The following is a 17,702-nucleotide window of genomic DNA, read 5'->3' on the forward strand; positions in this document are numbered from 1 at the left end:
ATTCTATTCGATCATAATTTCATCAACAAATGTCCAAGGAACTGTTCCTTTTCCGGCATGCCAATCGGGTATTTCCGTTAGGGGCATCACCAACACCCTAAACTCATGATACGCTTTTTTGTTTATTGGCACGGTTATGAAATCCATTTTTTTGCTGCCTGCTTTGTGGCTGTCCGTTAATTCTAAACTACCTATTTGTTCTCCGGCACTACTAACCGTTATATGAGCAGGATAAAATATCCACGAATCTTGATCTTGAAGCGTACTTACGATTAAATTTTCCGCCGAAATGGGTTGAGCCAACTTTAACTCAATTAGAATAGTGTCCGTTTGAAAACCCAACCAATATGCGCCATTCCTAAAACTTGTAGTTCCTTTTAGTTGATCCGTCAATGAGGAAGGACCTTGTGCGGTATAATTTTCATTGGGTTCTGGCGAAATTGCTACTTTCGCCGATGAGATAATTTGCTTTATTTTTCTAATGCTAACTTTTTGTATTTCACTTGATTTATAATTGGGATAGAAGGCTTTTGCCATTAACCGTGTTGTTTTGTTTAAGGTCAGGGGCGCGGTGTACAAAAGTGCCTCTTCGGTAACCATACTTCCGTCTGTGGTATATCTTACCTGGGCAGATCCTAGGTCAAAATCGATTTTTACCTTTGCCCCATTCTTGAAAAGGAGCGAATCTACCAAAATTTTTGGAGGTGCCAATTGAATAGTATCCGTAGTTAAAAAAGTGGCTTTTTTGGAGCCACAAGAAACTAACGTAAATACCAAGGTACCCAGTAATACCAGTGTTTTGGTCATACTCGATACAATTTTATTGGGTAGGTACCCCATGAATTCCATTGTGCTATATACAGATTTTCATCGTCATCCACGCAAACATCGTGTGGGTGCCGAAAAACTTTTAGCGTTTGGTACATTGGGTTTAAACTGTTGTTCTCATATACTGGGGCACTGCCTCCGGGGGCAGATATCAACTTATTATTTTCATCTAGGATAGAGACAAAGCCGGTACCTTCCGAGCCATCACCAGACCATATGGTAGCGAGATATACATGTTTGTTGTGTATTACGGGCCTGCATATATAAGCTCCCGGCAAATCGATTGAGTTTAGGTACTCGCCATCTAGCGTAAATCGTTTTAATTTATTTTGCTGACGGGCGGTTATCAGCAGGGTAGGATTTTTTGGATTACGATCATCAATACAAATACCATGGGCATTGTTAAAAAGATGTTCTTCGTTGCCTTTACCCCCAAAAATGCCTTTGATGTTACCTTTGGCATCGTAATGGGTAATGTATTGCGAACCGTAACCATCTGCCACATAGACATCCCCATTTGCGGCAATGGTAGTCTCTGTAGGAACATATTGCTCTTTTTTATCATATTTCCCGGTTTCCTGAGGAAACGGAAATACTTGGATGACTTTACCTTCTAGCGTAGTTTTTATTACTTCGTGCCGTTCATTATCACAGATATATAAAAACTCCGTGCCGTTTTCGTTGTGCAAGGTAAGTCCATGTGCACCGGGATATTCAGTGCCCCAACTTTGGAGCAATTTTCCAGATTTATCGTAGATTAATACATTGTTTTTGGTATGGTTGGTCAATAAGAGAATTCTGCCTTTGGCATCTTGCACCATCTCATGACAGTCTTTCACCGGAAAGCGCTTGCTATTAAGAAGTCCCCAGTTTACGTCAATTTTATAACGATGACTTCCATGACCAATGATAGCGTCTTCACTATGGGACAACGAACCTGGAAAAGCATTTAGAGAAGCCATTCCTAGGGTTGCCAAACTTGTTTGTTTTATAAATTTTCTTCTGGGCATCATGCTAAGATATCTTTAATCAAGTGTCCTTCCACATCGGTAAGTCTAAATCTCCTTCCTTGATATTTATAGGTAAGTCTTTCGTGGTCAATCCCCAAAAGATGTAATAGCGTGGCCTGAAAATCATGTACATGAACAGGGTTCTTCACGATATTATACCCAAACTCGTCGGTTTCACCATAAACAAACCCGGGTTTAATGCCGCCGCCTGCCATCCACATGGTGAAGCACCTTGGATGGTGGTCCCTACCGTAGTTGGTGTCCGTTAGCAAACCTTGCGAATAATTGGTTCTGCCAAATTCACCTCCCCAAACCACCAAGGTATCTTCCAACATGCCGCGTTGTTTTAGATCCGCTACTAGCGCTGCGGAAGCTTGGTCCACATCTTTTGCCTGTTTTTCAATGGCGGCTGGCAAATTATCGTGTTGGTCCCAGCCCATGTGGTACAATTGTATAAACCTAACATCTTGTTCTGCCAATCTTCTGGCCAGCAGGCAATTGGCTGCATAGGTGCCGGGTATTTTTGCATCGGCACCGTACATTTTATAAATATAATCGGGTTCTTTTTCCGTATTTATTACTTCCGGTACGGAAGTCTGCATTCTATAGGCCATCTCATATTGAGCAATCCTACTTTGTATTTCTGGGTCGCCAAATTCTTGATATTGTTTTTCATTTAGTTCTGCAAGGTTGTCCAAAATATGTCGCTTCGTTTGCTTGGAAATCCCTTGAGGGTCGTTTAAATAGAGCACAGGATCTTTTGCAGCCCTAAATTGTACCCCTTGGTGCAAGGAATGTAGAAAGCCATTGCCCCATAATCTGGTATAAAGCGGTTGCCCGTTTGGTCTTCCACTACCTCTGGATAATAAGACGGTAAAAGCGGGTAGGTTTTCATTCTCGCTTCCAAGACCATAACTTAACCAAGAGCCGATACTTGGTCTGCCAGGTTGTTGTGAGCCTGTTTGAAAAAAGGTAACCGCCGGGTCGTGGTTTATAGCCTCGGTGTACATGGATTTGACGATACAAAGCTCATCGACCATTTTTGCCGTGTAGGGCAATAGATCACTTATCCAAGTGCCATTTTTGCCGTGTTGTTTAAACCCAAAATTTGATCCTACAAGCGGGAAACTGTCTTGTCCGGAGGTCATTCCTGTTAGGCGCTGACCATTTCGGATCGATTCTGGTAAATCTTCTCCGCGCCGCTGGTTTAACATGGGTTTATAGTCAAAAAGCTCTAATTGCGACGGTCCGCCACTTTGGAATAGGTAAATAACTCGCTTTATTTTTGCCGCATGGTGAGGGGAGCTTAATACCCCCTTTATTCCTAAGGGATTATCTGTTTTGGTAATTAAGCCACCTCCTTCTTTTTTATAAAAATTGCAACCTAACAGAGATCCCAAGGCCAAACCTCCGACACCTAGGGCCGATTTTCCCAAAAAAGCCCTTCTGTTTAGATTTAAGGCACTGTCCGCGATGATTTTCTTTTCGCTCATATTATCCTCTTGAAATGGTTTCGTCTAAATTAAGTATGGTATGTGCTGTTAGGCACAATGCCGTTAGCTGATTGGAAGGAAGGGCTGCGTTATCCGCAAATTCTCCGATAGCAAGGTATTCATCCGGCAAAATTTCTCCGGTCTGTATCTTATCTAGTGTTGTGTTATAAAAAGTATTTAAAATTCCCAATTCCTCTTGCGAGGGTTTTCTAGAAGTGGCATTTTGAAAAATATAAGCTATCTGGTCATCGGTGTTTTGCTGTGTCATTTTTACCGCTTTGTTGGCCAAGGCACGGGCCGCTTCTATAATTTGGGGGTCGTTCAACAGCACCAGAGCCTGTAACGGGGTGTTGGTCTCTTGTCTTTTAACGGAACAAAGGTCCCTGGAAGACGCATCAAAGGTCATCATACTTGGCGGTGGTACCGTACGTTTCCAAAAAGTGTATAGGCTCTTTCGATAAAGATCTTTTCCTGAGCTTTGAACGTACGTAGACGTGCTTCCGCCACCTCCTCCTGTGGTTTCTTCCCAAATACCATCTGGTTGATAGGGTTTTACACTGGGCCCGCCAACTTCTTTGTGCAACAACCCGCTTATTTTTAAGGCCTGATCTCTTATAACCTCTGCCCCAAGCCTTAATCTAGAAGCTCTGGCGAGGTACGTGTTTTCGGGGTCTTTTTCCAAAAGTTCTTCGGAAACTTCGGTACTTTGCTGATAAGTGGCAGACATGACCATAAATTTGGTGATTTCCTTTAGGTCCCATCCCTCTTGTCTAAATTTAACCGCTAAATAATCCAATAGTTCCGGATGGGAGGGTAATGCTCCTTGATTACCGAAATCATATGAGCTTTCTACCAGTCCTTTGCCGAACATTTTTTGCCAGATACGATTAACGGCAACTCGGGCAGTAAGCGGATTGTCCTTGTTGAATAACCACTTTGCCAGCCCCAATCTGTTTTTTGGCAGATCTTCCGGAAATGGCAGTATGGCTTCGGGTGTGTTTGGAAATACCCTTTCCGTGGGCTGGTCGTATACACCCCTATTTAAAACAAAGGTCTCCCTAGGTTTGTCCATATCTTGCATCACCATCACCTCTACCTTAGGCGTGGGACTATTGGTCATATTTACAAAATTCAGAATATCTTCAGTATCCTTGGCGGTTAAGGTCATGTAGGGCTTGGGAATTACTTGCGCGTTGGGCATAAGTCCGTCTTCATCCACGTTATTGAAAAAACCGAACAACTCAAAATGGTTTTTTTGACTTAAGGGATCGTATTTATGATCATGGCAACGGGCACACTCCATTGTCATACCCAGAAAGGCCGTGCTAAAAGTATTGGTTCTGTCCTCTACATATTCAATTCTATATTCCTCAGGGATAACACCTCCCTCGGCAGTAATTTTATGGTTTCTGTTGAATCCGGTGGCCAAAATAGATTCCTTAGTAGTATTGGGCAGCATATCGCCGGCCAATTGGTAGGTAACAAAATCGTCATAGGGCATATTCTTGTTAAATGCATGGATTACCCAGTCTCGCCAGGGCCACATTATCCGTTCAAAATCGTCCTGGTAACCATGGGTATCTGCATACCTGGCAACATCCATCCAATCTGCCGCCATATGTTCCGCGTAATCCATGGTGTTCAACAAGGAATCTACAATTTTTTCGTAAGCATTTGGCGCATCGTCTTTCAAAAAAGCATTTATTTGCTCTACGCTTGGAGGCAAACCGGTAATGCTAAAGAACACTCGTCTAATAAGCTGTTCCTTAGTCGCCTTTTTGGAAGGTGCGAATCCTTTGGAGGCCAATTTTTCCAGAATAAATTTATCGATTTCATTTTGACCCCAACCGTCATTTTCCATTTTGGGTACCTTGGGGCTTACAGGTGCAATAAATGCCCAGTGTTTTTTGTATTCGGCACCTTGGGCGATCCATTTTTTCAACAGTTCTTTCTCATAGTCAGATAAGCTTAGATTAGATTCTGGGGGAGGCATCATTACGTTCGGATCTTCAGAAAATATCCGTTTTACCAACTCACTTTTTTCTAAATCACCAGGGACAATGGCATAACGGTCTTTTTCTTCGCCGAGTGCCATATAGGCATCTTCAGCAGTGTTCAACGAAAGTCCGCCTTCTACGGCATTTTTATCTGGGCCATGGCAGGCAAAACACCTGTCGGAAATAATTGGTTTGATATGAAAGGAAAAGTCAACGCTATCCGGGATTTTGACGCTCGATTGCGCTCTAGACATGTCGGAATACTTTTGCACATTATTTTGACAGCTTAAGGCTATACAACTTATAAGAACAAGCCCAAGCTTTATAACTTTATTTTTAACTACGAAAAAGGCAGGCATAAGTCTCTTTTTAAGTCCTGATTATACCTTTTAAACTAATGAGATAAACTGGAATAAAAAAAGAAATTTCGACCAATGACATGGGCGAAAAGACCAATGAAAAATTACAGATAGGTATTACACCTTATGTCCGACAACGAAATGACAGTTCTATACATTCCATGGGGCGAAACTTAATTGCATTCTTGTCTATCTGCAACTAAGGGCTATTGGCCATGAGGCTAAAATTGCTTTGTGGTTATTCAATTTATGGTTAAAATCTGTACCTTTTAGGTCTATATAGTGAAACGAACCAGATAATGAAAAATAGACACTTCGCAATAGTTGTTGTAATGGCAACGTTAATGCTATCTTACAAACCCTCCAAAGATGAACCGGTGCAACAGACAAGGCCCAATATCATCTTTATTATGTCCGATGATCATGCCCAACGTGCCATTAGTGCATATGATGGCAAGCTTATACAAACACCCAATATTGATCGTATTGCCAAGGAGGGGATGCTTTTTCGTAACAGTTTTGTGACCAATTCAATCTGCGCCCCAAGCAGGGCTACCATGCTTACGGGGAAATTTAGTCATATCAATGGAAAGAAAGATAATATTGATGTATTTGATGGTAGCCAGATGACCTTTCCCAAATTACTTCAGAAAGCGGGGTACGAAACTGCGGTTATCGGTAAATGGCATCTAAAAAGTGCACCACAAGGGTTCAATTATCACGATATACTAATAGGGCAGGGCGAATACTATCAACCGAGATTTGTTTCCGGAAAGGATACCAGTATCGTGGAAGGTTATGTAACCGATATTATTACGGATAAGGCCATACAGTTTGTGGCCAATAGGGATACGGAAAAACCATTTTGTATGCTTTACCATCATAAGGCTCCCCACCGCAACTGGATGCCCAATACCAAGGATTTGGAATACTTTAACGATGGCGATTTACCTATTCCTGATACTTTTTTCGACTCTTACGAAAATAGGCCTGCGGCCGAGGCAGCAGATATGCGGGTGGCTAACATGTATCTTTCCATGGATATGAAACTACATAAACAGATCTATGGCACGGAAACCGGCACAGGGGGAAACAAAAAATACAATGTGGAAGGCGCATGGGAGGCATCTTATAACAGCCTTACCCCCAAGCAAAAAAAGGCTTGGGATGCTCATTATGATACTATAAATACCAACTATAAAAATGCCCAGTTAACCGGCGACAAACTTACGAAGTGGAAGCTGCAGCGGTACCTTAAAGATTATCTAAGATGTATTAAATCTGTAGATGATAATGTAGGTAGATTGCTGAAATACTTGGATGACAATAATTTAACGGAAAATACGATAATCGTCTATACCTCGGATCAAGGTTTCTATTTAGGGGAACATGGGTGGTACGACAAACGGTTTATGTATGAAGAATCGTTACGGACGCCTTTAATGATACGCTACCCCAAGGAAATCTCTGCTAATTCCGTTACCGAAAAACTTGTCCAAAATGTAGATTATGCCCCCACTTTTTTAGATTTTGCCGGGGTAGAAATCCCTAAGGATATGCAGGGAACTTCCTTACGGGGACTGCTAACCGGTAAGGAAACCGGACACTGGCGAAACAGTATTTATTATCACTATTATGAGTATCCTATAGGTTGGCATTTTGTAAAAAAACATTATGGAGTGCGTACCGATCGCTATAAGCTGATACACTTTTATGACGATATTGATACCTGGGAGCTATACGATTTAAAAAGTGATCCCAAGGAACTTAATAATCTTTATGGCGTATCTAAATATAACGCCATACAAGAGGATTTGCACCGGCAACTAACGGATCTTAGGGATAAGTACGGAGACATTTAACAAAAAAGCGCCGCTTAATTATTGTTTAGCAATTTCCCGGAAAAATCTACCTCCATATCAAAGGGGTTAAGTGCTTTATCCGTAATGATACTTATTGTCCTTCGGGTTAGCGGGGTCTCCTGATCAAAGTTTTGAATTACACCCCATGATTTCCAGTTTTCCCTTAGTGAATGGAGCATATAGTCTGGGTGTACTTTTTTTATCACATCCTCTAAAAAAGAAATGGTTACCCCTTTGCCCGACGCCGGCAATGTTTCCAACTGCGGAAAATAAGTAAGAAGGCCTTGTTGCCATTCATATTCCGAGACAATACGCTCTGGATAAAACCATGTTTGGTTGGCCCATTTATAGGGTACGCCAAATCCTTTTAAAACGCCACTTGCGCCTATGCGCTGAATAGAAACAAAGGCCGGGTCATTGGGTTTAACATCTATAAAGGGCATTAGATAAGCTCTATTTTTAAGTAGGGCCTGCTGTACTTTTCTGACCGATACATCATTGGTTTTTTTGTTGTTGAGAACGGCAGTAGCGGCAACGGCACCGGCAGCTTGACCTATTCCCAATACCACAGGTTGCAAACGTGTTGTTCCATTAACGATGTTGGAAACGCTAATATTTTTTTCTGCTACCAGGAAGTTTTCAATTTTTTCAGGAATTAAACATCCCATGGGAATAGTATAGCTAGGTACTTTAATATTGATGAATTCTATTTGTGGTGTTTCCGGATTTTTGTCATGATGGTGGTCTATAGGGTAATCACCTACAGCTACACCGGTTTTATAAAAATCAAAATCATAAGGTCTTTCCAAATGATCTACGGTGAGAAATACCTGCCCCCGTATCCTTCTGGCCTCACGATCATAAGCAATCATTGGGAAGCCATCCTTGGTTGGAAATTCCTCTGCCAGACGAAGATTTTTAAATCCAAGTTCGTTTTGGATGTAGTATACAAAACCTTGGCTGAAGGCTTTTGCCTCTTTTAACTTTATGTTTCGTTCTTCAGATGTCAGTTCTGGCCAATTGAGGTAAAAATCATTGCCGCAGTTTGGCCAATTCATCATATACTTGTTGTTTGGCAATTTCCCGTAGTTCAACATTTGTTGGCAATCGGATACGGATCCAAACATTTCTCCACCTTCGCGTTTGCAGGCACATTCAAAATCGCTGGCGTTATAGCCAATCGGTTTTTTCACCAAACCTTGCTTACTTCTTATATTCCCTTTATCCTCTAGGATGACAACATAAGTAAGGTCTTGTACAATATTGTTAGGTTCTTCGGGAGCTTCCTTTTCACGGGTGTCGCTTTTGGCATCCATTCCCAATCTAAAACGGGCGCCTACCAATGGCAGCAGTTCTCCCGTTTCTGTAGCGTCTATCAGTATTTTGGCAGTTGTTATACCGGGCTTACCATTTTTTTCATAAAAAACCTTCCAGCTATCACCTTCCTTTTGTACGGAGGTAAAAGAAGTGTTGAAACTAACTTCTAAATTGGGAATATCTGCCATTTGTTGTAATATCGTATTGCCAACAGCGGGCTCAAACAACGTATGACTTACCCATCCTGTAGCAAGTGCCTTAGGACCTCCGTAATGGTCGTATAACTTTTGCCTAAAAGTTCCCCAAAGCCCTGAAGGCATTTCATGGTTTCCATCAATAGCAGAAACCCCGGCGGAAGTTAGCATACCCCCAAGCCAAGGAGTTTTCTCCAAAACCTTTACACGGGTTCCCATTTTGGCAGCCTGTATCCCTGCGGTAGTACCACCGGCTCCTCCGCCTACAATAAGAATATCTACTTGCTCTTGGGCGACAAGGTATGTCACCGTGCCCAAACTTGTCATTAAAAAAAGAACCAGTGCTTTCATCATTTTAAATCCTTATAAATATTACCAAAAAAATGAGGGTGTGCTTTTAACCCTTCATAAAAGAAAAATACTTCGCTATTCAACCCGCGCTTACGATTTGCTTTGACTATTTTTTTAAGGAACCGTTGAGAAGGAGAGTAGTCGTTAACTTTTAGTAAGACTCCAGGTACTAACTGATGTTTTTTGTCAGTAGGCATAATTCCTAGAGAAATATCCAAACTCCGAGTATACCGTTTAATGTTATACCGGTATACCTGTGGAATAATATAATCTATCCAGCCTTCCCGTACCCAGGTAGGCCAATCTTGCAAATATTCTTGTTTGCTCCAAGGAAAAATGCTTGGCGCCATGGTAACGATAATTTTTGGATCAACGGCCTTAGCGGTTTCGTAGATCTTTTTTGCAAAGAGATTTAGTTTTTGCGCGCGCCAATCAACCCATTTGGGGTCTTTGTAATCTTGAGGAGGGGATTTTCCGTTATGTTCTTTTTGATACAGCGCAATAGTTAAGGGATCGTAGCCCGCAAGAGATGGATTGGCCGGCATACGATCATCTCCTTGGATGCCATCTATATCGTAATTGGTTATTACTTCGGTAATTAGTGATAGTAAAAAATCTTGCACTTCTGGATTAAAGGCGTTCATCCATTGAAAACCGTTTTTAGACACCAGTTTTCCTTCATTGTCAATAGCTTTCCATTGGGGTTTTGCCCGCAATATATGACCACCATCGTCTTCTTGATAAGAACTGGAGAAACCAAATTCGAACCAAGCATGCACAAACAGGCCTTCCGCGTGTGCCGCTGTTATTAGCTCCTGTAATACGTCGTTATTGGCAAATCTAGGAGCTACCTTTTTTCCAAATGTTTTTTGCATCACCTCACTGGGATACAAGGTATATCCTCGGTTCCATACTACCACATAGATTTGATCTATCCCATAGGATTTACAGTGTTTAACAACCGCTTCGATACCCTCTTTAGAATCCAATGCCTTACTTGCTACATCGGTAAGCCAGATCCCTTTTTGTGATTGTGCCACACCTAAATTGGCAAACAACCAAAGTGTTGTAAGCACAAGAAGTTTGTATGGTTTTTTAAATCGTAGCATTATTTGTTCTCTGTTACCTTTTCCAGTGTTTTCCAAATTTCCAACAGGGCCCGGGGGACGTGAAAACAACCTTTCCATTTACCACCTTTTAGATTTAATGATACTTTACCCTCTCGGTTGAGATAGCCATACCATTCTCCGCCATTCTCTTTGTCCCTAAAATGGGTCCAAGTATAATTGTGAACCCGTTTAAACCATGCTTCGGCCTTTGGACTTTTGTTCCATGCATAGGTTTTGGCAAGGGCTACTAGGGTCTCTAAATGTACCCACCATAATTTTTGGTCCCATTCCAATTGTTGGGGAGGATGGCCTTTGTAATCCATAAAATAAAAAATTCCTCCGTATTCCTGGTCCCAACCGTGCTCTAATTGTTGGTACATTATCTGCTCGGCTTTTTTAACCAGATCATAATCTTTGTTTCGCAGTCCTAGATTCATAATAAACCACATGGCCTCAATGGCATGGCCCGGATTAAGCAGCCTACCTTCAAAACTATCTACAAATTTGCCCTCGTCAGAAACATTTTCCAATACCAATCCACTTTGTGCTTGGTAGAAATTGTTCATTATTAAGTCGATGACCGATTGTGTTACCTCTTGCACCGTATCGCTTCCTAGAATAGGCTCCATTTCCAGTGACAGATTGCATAGGATCATAGGTAAGGCGAAGTTCTGCAGGTTTCTTGTTCCGGGATAAACCTTGTTATATTTTCCTTTGGAATTACCTCTTCGATTTAAAATATTTTGAAATGTGCTTTTCGCTATTTGTTCATATTTTGCCAAAGGTTCTATTTGATGTAGCGCGCTAAATGCCATTGCCGCAAAACAATCGGAAAAAATATTATAGGGTTGTACCAAAGGTGCCCCATGCTGGTTTAATGAAAAATACCAATTTCCACCGGTATCCCGCCCATGGCTTTCGAGAAAATCAGCACCGTGTAGCGCCATTTTTTTCCAAGCATCATTAGGTTTCACCTTTTGATAAAGCGTGGCAAACATCCATATTTGCCGGGCTTGTAGCCACATAAACTTATCTGTATCGTACACAACCCCCTTATTGGTTATGCAGGTAAAATAACCCCCATATTTTTGGTCTACGGAATATTGTTCCCAAAAAGGAACAACTTCGTTTAAAAGTTCGGATTTATATATTTCAGCGTAATTATCCATGACAAAGAATAGTGTTGAACGCTACTTAATTACGTTGTTAAATTTGAAAATGCTCTTTATACCGATTGTATAAATGATGCGCTTGAGGATAAGCCGACTGTGGGCTCATGAAATGCGAAAATTCAAAGGTTATGGCTTTTTCGCAACCGGCACGTTTGGCGGCTTCCAACTTTAACAACATTTTTTCGAATTTAATTGGAAGGAACTTAATGGGCATGTCCCGATCCAATGCTTCGGTATTGGTCCAGGATTGCATTCCATACTTATCCGCCAATGCTTTGTTTACGGTTAAATAATCTTCTAACTCGTTATAATCTACATGACCGTCCTGGAAAGCAACAATATCAACAGCGCCTTTAATACCATCAAAGATCTCATCCCATTCTTTTTTGTGCAAATCAAGAGAAATACCATCTTCTTTGGTAAGCCTACTATCTGCCGCAACCACTGCTTTTTTACCATCGATCCAAGGAGATATCAATACAGGCAGTCCACCACTAATAGATTTGCAATGATGTCCCAATTGGGCAATTGAGGTTACTGCTCCCTTGGTTTTTCTGCTTAACTCCAAACTTAGGTACCAACCTCCAAAACTTTTGTAATGTCCGTACGTTTGGAAGACCTCTTCAATAACCGTTAGGTTTACATCAATTTCATGGCGCATATCACCGGTATCCCAATATTTTCCACTATCGTAAATACCAAAATAGAAAGTCATCCCATACTTATCGGAAAGGTTTAGGAACAGGTCAACAAGATCTATCGGGGGTTTAAAACACCCGTGTTTGCTGATGAGGTAAGGTGAAGGATAGGTGATAAAATTTCGGTAGCCGGCACGGATCAACACCACGGTATCTATACCTATTTTTTGCATATGGGCAAAGTCTTTTTCCCATTCTTTTGCTCCCCAATTCTGATGGGGGATATCATGACTTATTTCATCCAAAAAAGTTCCTGTGATACGCATATCAATCCGTTTTGTCCAAGTGGTTCCACCAGTACTTCTTCAACAAATAACTTGTAAAGATCAGTACAGCGCACCAGATAACCATTTCTGTATTTTGGCGCAACATAAAATACATAGGTATAACCACTTGTGCCATCTGCCATACAATTCCCACGAGCACGTTAAATCCGTCTCGTTTAAAATCCAAATTGGGGATAAAAGTTGGATCTTCTTGCATTACTTCTTGTTTAATAGGCCCCCAGAAGCCCCACGGCTTGGTCTGTTTGTAAAATTGTTTCACCTGATCCCTGTTTGGCAGTGGTTGCATATAGGTGCCTAGGATACAACCGGCCAAGGAGATCAATAAAATTATGGGAAATACAAAAATATCCACGTAGTGTTCAAAGAAGAATAACTTTACAGTTGATGCCACCAACCCAAATAACATTCCCCAAAAATAGCCTTGCCCGGTAAAACGCCACCATACCCATTTAAGCACATTTGCGGCCACATAACCCCCATAAAGACCTGAGCTTAACCATAAGATTAGGGAGTTCAATGAACCAGCGTTGAAACCAAAAATGATGCCTACCATTACTAAGGCAAGGGAGGAAATTATGCTTAACCGCACCAATTTTTTATCGGGTGCGCCGGGATTAATGTATTTCTTGTAAATATCGTTAACGATATATGCCGGGGCCGAATTTACAAAAGCGGCAAATGTACCCATAAAGGCGGCCAAAAACCCTGCCAACATCAATCCTTTTAGACCCACGGGTAAAAATTTATTAATGGCCAGGGGAAGTATCTGTTCAAAATCTACATGTTCGCCCATAGCGGCCAGTTCTGGCCCTAAATACACCAAAGACAGGGCCGCAAAACCGATAATCATGAAATAGCGCGGAATGAACAATACGCAAACGGTTAAAAAACTCATTTTTGCGGCTTCCGATGGTTTTCGGGTCGCTAAGATCCGTTGCATATCGTAGCTTGGCACGGGGCCGGCGATGGAAGCAAAAATACCTTTTAATACCATTAGCATAAAGAGAATGCCAAAAAGGTCGAAACCGTCGCTTTTTATTTTGTTGTTTACTTGGGGAAATGCACTGTTGCTCCAGTCTAGATTCAAATTCCACCCAAAGGAAAGGTCTTTCCAACCATTAGGAACCATTTGGCTTATTTGCTCTGCATCTACCATATTGTATGCAACAATACCAACACCAAAACAGGCAATGGTCATAATTACAAATTGCATTACTTCCGTGGCCACTACGCTATGCATACCACCCTTTATGGTGTATAGGGAGGTAAGGCCGCATATAATAAGAGCATAACTACGTGCCGAAGAAATCTCGTAACCCAATATTTCAAAGGCCATGTCCCAGGGGAGGATAGAAGTACAATATTTTCCTATGCCCTCAAAGAAATAAGCGATAAAACCCAATACGCTGATGACCGCGAAAATAACGATGATAATATGAGATAATTTAGCCCCTTTTCCATCACCAAAACGAAAGGTTATCCATTCGGCGCCCGTCATTACGTTGGAACGTCTCATCCAAACGGCCAGGTATACAAATACAAAGACTTGATTCCAAATTGGCCAGAGCCATGGCAACCAGGCACTTTTTAAGCCGTAAACGAAGAGAATGCCTACGGTCCACATGGTTCCCGAAATATCGAACATACCCGAGGCATTACTTAACCCTAGATAATACCACGGCAATTCGTTTCCTCCCAAGAAGTAAGATTCTAGATTTTTGGAGGATTTTTTGGATAAATAGAAACCTAAGGCCAGTACTCCAACCACATAAGTAACAACAATCCCTATATCCCAAAATGACAAATTCATATATGGTTGTGGTTAGGTGGGTTTATTTGATGCATTTAATTATTGGTTGTATTGGTCATTTTTATACGCAAATCTGCTACCAGGGATGCTCTATACAGTATTCCATTATTTTCCATGCAATAGGATCTGTGTTACCTTCCTTTTTTAGAGTGCCAAGTACAGCTTTGTCGTTGTTATAAAATGCGAGAATAAGTTGGGCTTTTGAGTCTGTTTTTGAAGTTTCCTTTAAGGAAGCGGTTAGTTGGTCCAATTTTGTGTTTAAGCCTAACTTTTTATAAGCCAAAAGACTAAACAGATGGCTTAGGTTGTTTTTGCTCAAATGACTATGATCATATTCCGAAATGGCTCTAAGGGATTCTTCAGCCAAAGCAGTTTCTCCCTGGGCATTTTGTCCAAGTGCCAACATATAATTCTGCATCCGCTCATCTGGCGAAAACGGTTTTCCCGACCCTATGTTTTCTGGCCATAGTTTAGATTGCTGTAAGATGGCTATGCCTTTTGTGAAATTGTTTTTTTCAAATAACGATTGGGCAAGGCCTAAATGGGCACTTTCATAAATTACCCTACTTTCGCTTGCGTGCTCATAGGGAAGCAGCCTAATATCTTTAAGTACATCTATGGTTTTTGAATATCTAGAGGTATTTACCAATGATTTGGCATGCGCCAGACCAATGTTGTAGTTGCCGGGATATTTCTTATAGGCTTTTAGCGACAATTTGTAGGCGTCATCAAATTTTTTATAAGATTGATAAAACTGTATCGTTTCTTCCCAAACCTTCCAATCTTTGGGATTTAATTGCATTGCCTTTTGGTAATCCTGAGCTTTGTTCTCGAAACTTTCGTCCTCTAGAATTTTAGCTCTAAATCTATAGAAGACATCAGAATCTGGTGTATTACCGAGAGACTTTATTAGAGATTTACCCTTGGCTCCTTGATTAAGGGCCAGGTAATTCTGGGCCAAATAATACTTCAATTTCCAATTTCCCAGTTGTTCCGAGGCCCATTGAAGTACCGGCAGTGTCTCTCTTCTATATGGAAAAACAAAATTCGAAGTGCTATTCATTGCCTCGTTTAGCACAGCATCACTTTTTGTTTTATCCGTATTGCGCAATAAATAGGCCGTCCATAATTTGCTCTTTACGGTCTTTGGTTTAAGGGATAATAATGCAAGGGCTTCGGTAGTCATCCCAAGATTTTGGTATTGCATGGCAACACCCATAAGGGTTTCAGCCGGAAACTCGTTGGTAATATGGCCAAAATGTTCTAGAGTAATAGAGGAGGAGGCTTTAAAGGCCTTTTCCGCTGCAGCAAAATGATTTAGAGGATCTATTTTTAAGAGTGCACCGATTTCTGTTTGAAATGTGGTATCACTACCTAGTTTTCTGGCAACTACGGCAAGCACACGTCTTGCATTTAAATTATAGGTATTAAAGTCCAAGGCCTTATGGGCATACATTTTGGCCCTTTGATACTCCTTTGCGGCCAAATGCAATTCTGCCATTTGTGCATAGGAAACGGACCTGTATTTGGCATCCCTAGCACTCCAACCAAAAGATTCTAGAGCGTTTAGAGCGTCTTTTTTTGCCCTGTAGGTAATTCCGGCCAAGTAATTGGCCGCTGAATTATAAGTATCCAGTCGCAATACGGTATTGGCATGCTCCAAAGCGGTGTCGTAATTGGCATTTCTATAAGCCAGCTCACCCAATTTAATAAGGCCCGCTTGGTGGGATGGATCTAGCTCTATAAGTTTTGACAAATTTTTATTGGCTTCATCATAGGCCCTATACTCTAGTGCTTCCGTACCTTCGAATAAGAGTTTTTCAGAGGAGGATACCTTTAAATTATCGTCCGGATAAAAAGGTCTTTTTAAAAGGTTGCGTTCAGGGTCGTTATTGTAATGAAGTTCGGTTCCTTCCACAGATACCTCAATTTTGTCGGACGCATTTGTGGTAATCGTTGTAGAAAGGATTTCCATAGGGTTTAAATTCAGTTTTTCCGAAAAAACCGTTTCCCCATTAACCACAATTTGGAGTTGTTGATCAAGCTTTTGTAGGGCATTGAGTCCTACAATGGTTTCATTATCCTTTATTTCAACATTAAGAACACCATGACCGGAAGCATCTACCATGCCGCCTATTTCTTTGTAGGGGAACCATATTTCACTCCAACGATCCATCATATAAGGGTCAAAACCTACCTGACTTATCGGATTGGTGGCGCCAGCAGAATATTGGTCGAAAAGCCTACCTGCCTGAAATTCTATGTATTGCCCATCGGAATCGGTAAGCAGGTCTTCCCAAATACCTCCTGCTCGGGAAAGGTCCCATAGCCAAAGCTTTTGCCCAGGCATTTCTTCATAAGGCGCCCACTGCCCAAAACCAAATTGGGAATCGTGGTAATAACCTCCGAAGAAATCATTGTACTCACCAACTATATGATAAGATTTTGAAGGTCCGAAAGTGTTATTTTTATAGAAAGACAAGTCCCTTGCTTTATCATCTACCGGCCAAGCATGGGCATTTCCATTGTGTTCTACGTAGGCATTTCCTGGAATAATGAATTCCAGATCGTAAGTAGCCACAGCGGCGGCAGTCATCCAATTATAATAAGATTCGCTTAGAGGTGAAGCGTTGTACCATGAGGCGTTGGTCTCAAAAAATGCTTTATCCTTTTCCAGCCTTATCTCTACCCACCATTTGGTGTTCGAAGGAAGATCTATATTGCCTACAAAACAACTGACACTGCCGTCGGCATTGGTTTTGGTTAAATAATCTACCGGAGTTGCCGTAGATGGGTGGTGGCCAATAATTCCAAAGTTAAATTCGATACCGCCCGAAGTCCAAGGTCCGCGCATGGCAATATTTCTGAACTTAACTACTTTGTTCTTGTATAAAAACTCCTTGCCCGTACTTTTTTCTATGGCACCCCATACCTTTCCGCCAATTTCTGGCAATACAAAAACCTTTATGTAATCGTTCTCCAAGGTTACCACTTTCCAATCTTTTTTTTGGGAAGTGTGTTGGTACTCTTCAAATTTGAAATAAGGAAAGATCTTTGGATTGTCTGAAAGAATGGGCACGGGATTGGGCTTTCCAAAATCGTAGGTATCCAAAGAGACAATTTCCTCTTTTATGCTTACGGATTGGGCGACTGCCTGTATCGTTGCTAGGGCTACCAAAATTAGCGATACAAGGAAACGATTAAAAGATTTCATG

The 17,702-nt window shown here is 41.4% G+C and carries 11 protein-coding genes; 1 reads left to right on the forward strand and 10 read right to left on the reverse strand.

The features are described from left to right. Positions 1-3: 3 nt before the first annotated feature. Genes ACEQ81_RS05355 through ACEQ81_RS05370 form a run of 4 tightly spaced genes read right to left on the reverse strand, consistent with a single transcriptional unit; the run spans position 4 to position 5,600 of the window. Complete coding sequence (locus ACEQ81_RS05355) at positions 4-807, reverse strand: chitobiase/beta-hexosaminidase C-terminal domain-containing protein (protein WP_411029816.1); 804 nt, start codon at positions 805-807, stop codon at positions 4-6. Beyond that, positions 804-1,841 (reverse strand): 6-bladed beta-propeller, encoded by a 1,038-nt coding sequence (locus ACEQ81_RS05360; protein ID WP_411029817.1) that lies wholly within the window; start codon positions 1,839-1,841, stop codon positions 804-806. Before ACEQ81_RS05360 ends, ACEQ81_RS05355 begins: the two co-directional genes overlap by 4 nt. After that, positions 1,838-3,331, reverse strand: coding sequence for a DUF1501 domain-containing protein (locus ACEQ81_RS05365; protein ID WP_411029818.1), 1,494 nt, complete (start codon positions 3,329-3,331; stop codon positions 1,838-1,840). The genes ACEQ81_RS05360 and ACEQ81_RS05365 overlap by 4 nt, the downstream gene beginning before the upstream one ends. Before the next feature lies 1 nt (position 3,332). Next, positions 3,333-5,600: a PSD1 and planctomycete cytochrome C domain-containing protein gene (locus ACEQ81_RS05370; RefSeq protein WP_411029819.1), complete on the reverse strand. Its 2,268-nt coding sequence runs from the start codon at positions 5,598-5,600 to the stop codon at positions 3,333-3,335. 386 nt (positions 5,601-5,986) lie between these two features. Here ACEQ81_RS05370 and ACEQ81_RS05375 point away from each other — a divergent pair, with 386 nt between their 5' ends. Further along, positions 5,987-7,549: a sulfatase gene (locus tag ACEQ81_RS05375; RefSeq protein ID WP_411029820.1), complete on the forward strand. Its 1,563-nt coding sequence runs from the start codon at positions 5,987-5,989 to the stop codon at positions 7,547-7,549. 14 nt (positions 7,550-7,563) lie between these two features. On the opposite strand, the gene ACEQ81_RS05380 is transcribed toward ACEQ81_RS05375, so the two are convergent. The 6 genes from ACEQ81_RS05380 to ACEQ81_RS05405 form a co-directional block, all read right to left on the reverse strand. Continuing rightward, entirely contained in the window at positions 7,564-9,414 is a 1,851-nt protein-coding gene (locus ACEQ81_RS05380) for an FAD-dependent oxidoreductase (protein ID WP_411029821.1), read from the reverse strand. Then, on the reverse strand, positions 9,411-10,520 hold the full coding sequence (locus ACEQ81_RS05385; RefSeq protein WP_411029822.1) for a glycoside hydrolase family 10 protein: 1,110 nt from the start codon (positions 10,518-10,520) through the stop codon (positions 9,411-9,413). The genes ACEQ81_RS05380 and ACEQ81_RS05385 overlap by 4 nt, the downstream gene beginning before the upstream one ends. Beyond that, positions 10,520-11,689: an AGE family epimerase/isomerase gene (locus ACEQ81_RS05390; RefSeq protein WP_411029823.1), complete on the reverse strand. Its 1,170-nt coding sequence runs from the start codon at positions 11,687-11,689 to the stop codon at positions 10,520-10,522. Before ACEQ81_RS05390 ends, ACEQ81_RS05385 begins: the two co-directional genes overlap by 1 nt. Positions 11,690-11,726: 37 nt before the next feature. After that, a complete protein-coding gene (locus ACEQ81_RS05395; RefSeq protein WP_411029824.1) occupies positions 11,727-12,656 on the reverse strand; it encodes a DUF4434 domain-containing protein in 930 nt (309 codons plus the stop codon). Position 12,657: 1 nt separating this feature from the next. Beyond that, positions 12,658-14,487 (reverse strand): sodium:solute symporter family protein, encoded by a 1,830-nt coding sequence (locus ACEQ81_RS05400; RefSeq protein ID WP_411029825.1) that lies wholly within the window; start codon positions 14,485-14,487, stop codon positions 12,658-12,660. Positions 14,488-14,563: 76 nt separating this feature from the next. After that, on the reverse strand, positions 14,564-17,701 hold the full coding sequence (locus ACEQ81_RS05405) for a DUF5107 domain-containing protein (protein WP_411029826.1): 3,138 nt from the start codon (positions 17,699-17,701) through the stop codon (positions 14,564-14,566). Position 17,702: the final 1 nt, after the last annotated feature.

The organism is Spongiimicrobium sp. 3-5 (assembly GCF_046557915.1).
Lineage (GTDB): Bacteria > Bacteroidota > Bacteroidia > Flavobacteriales > Flavobacteriaceae > JBHEBG01.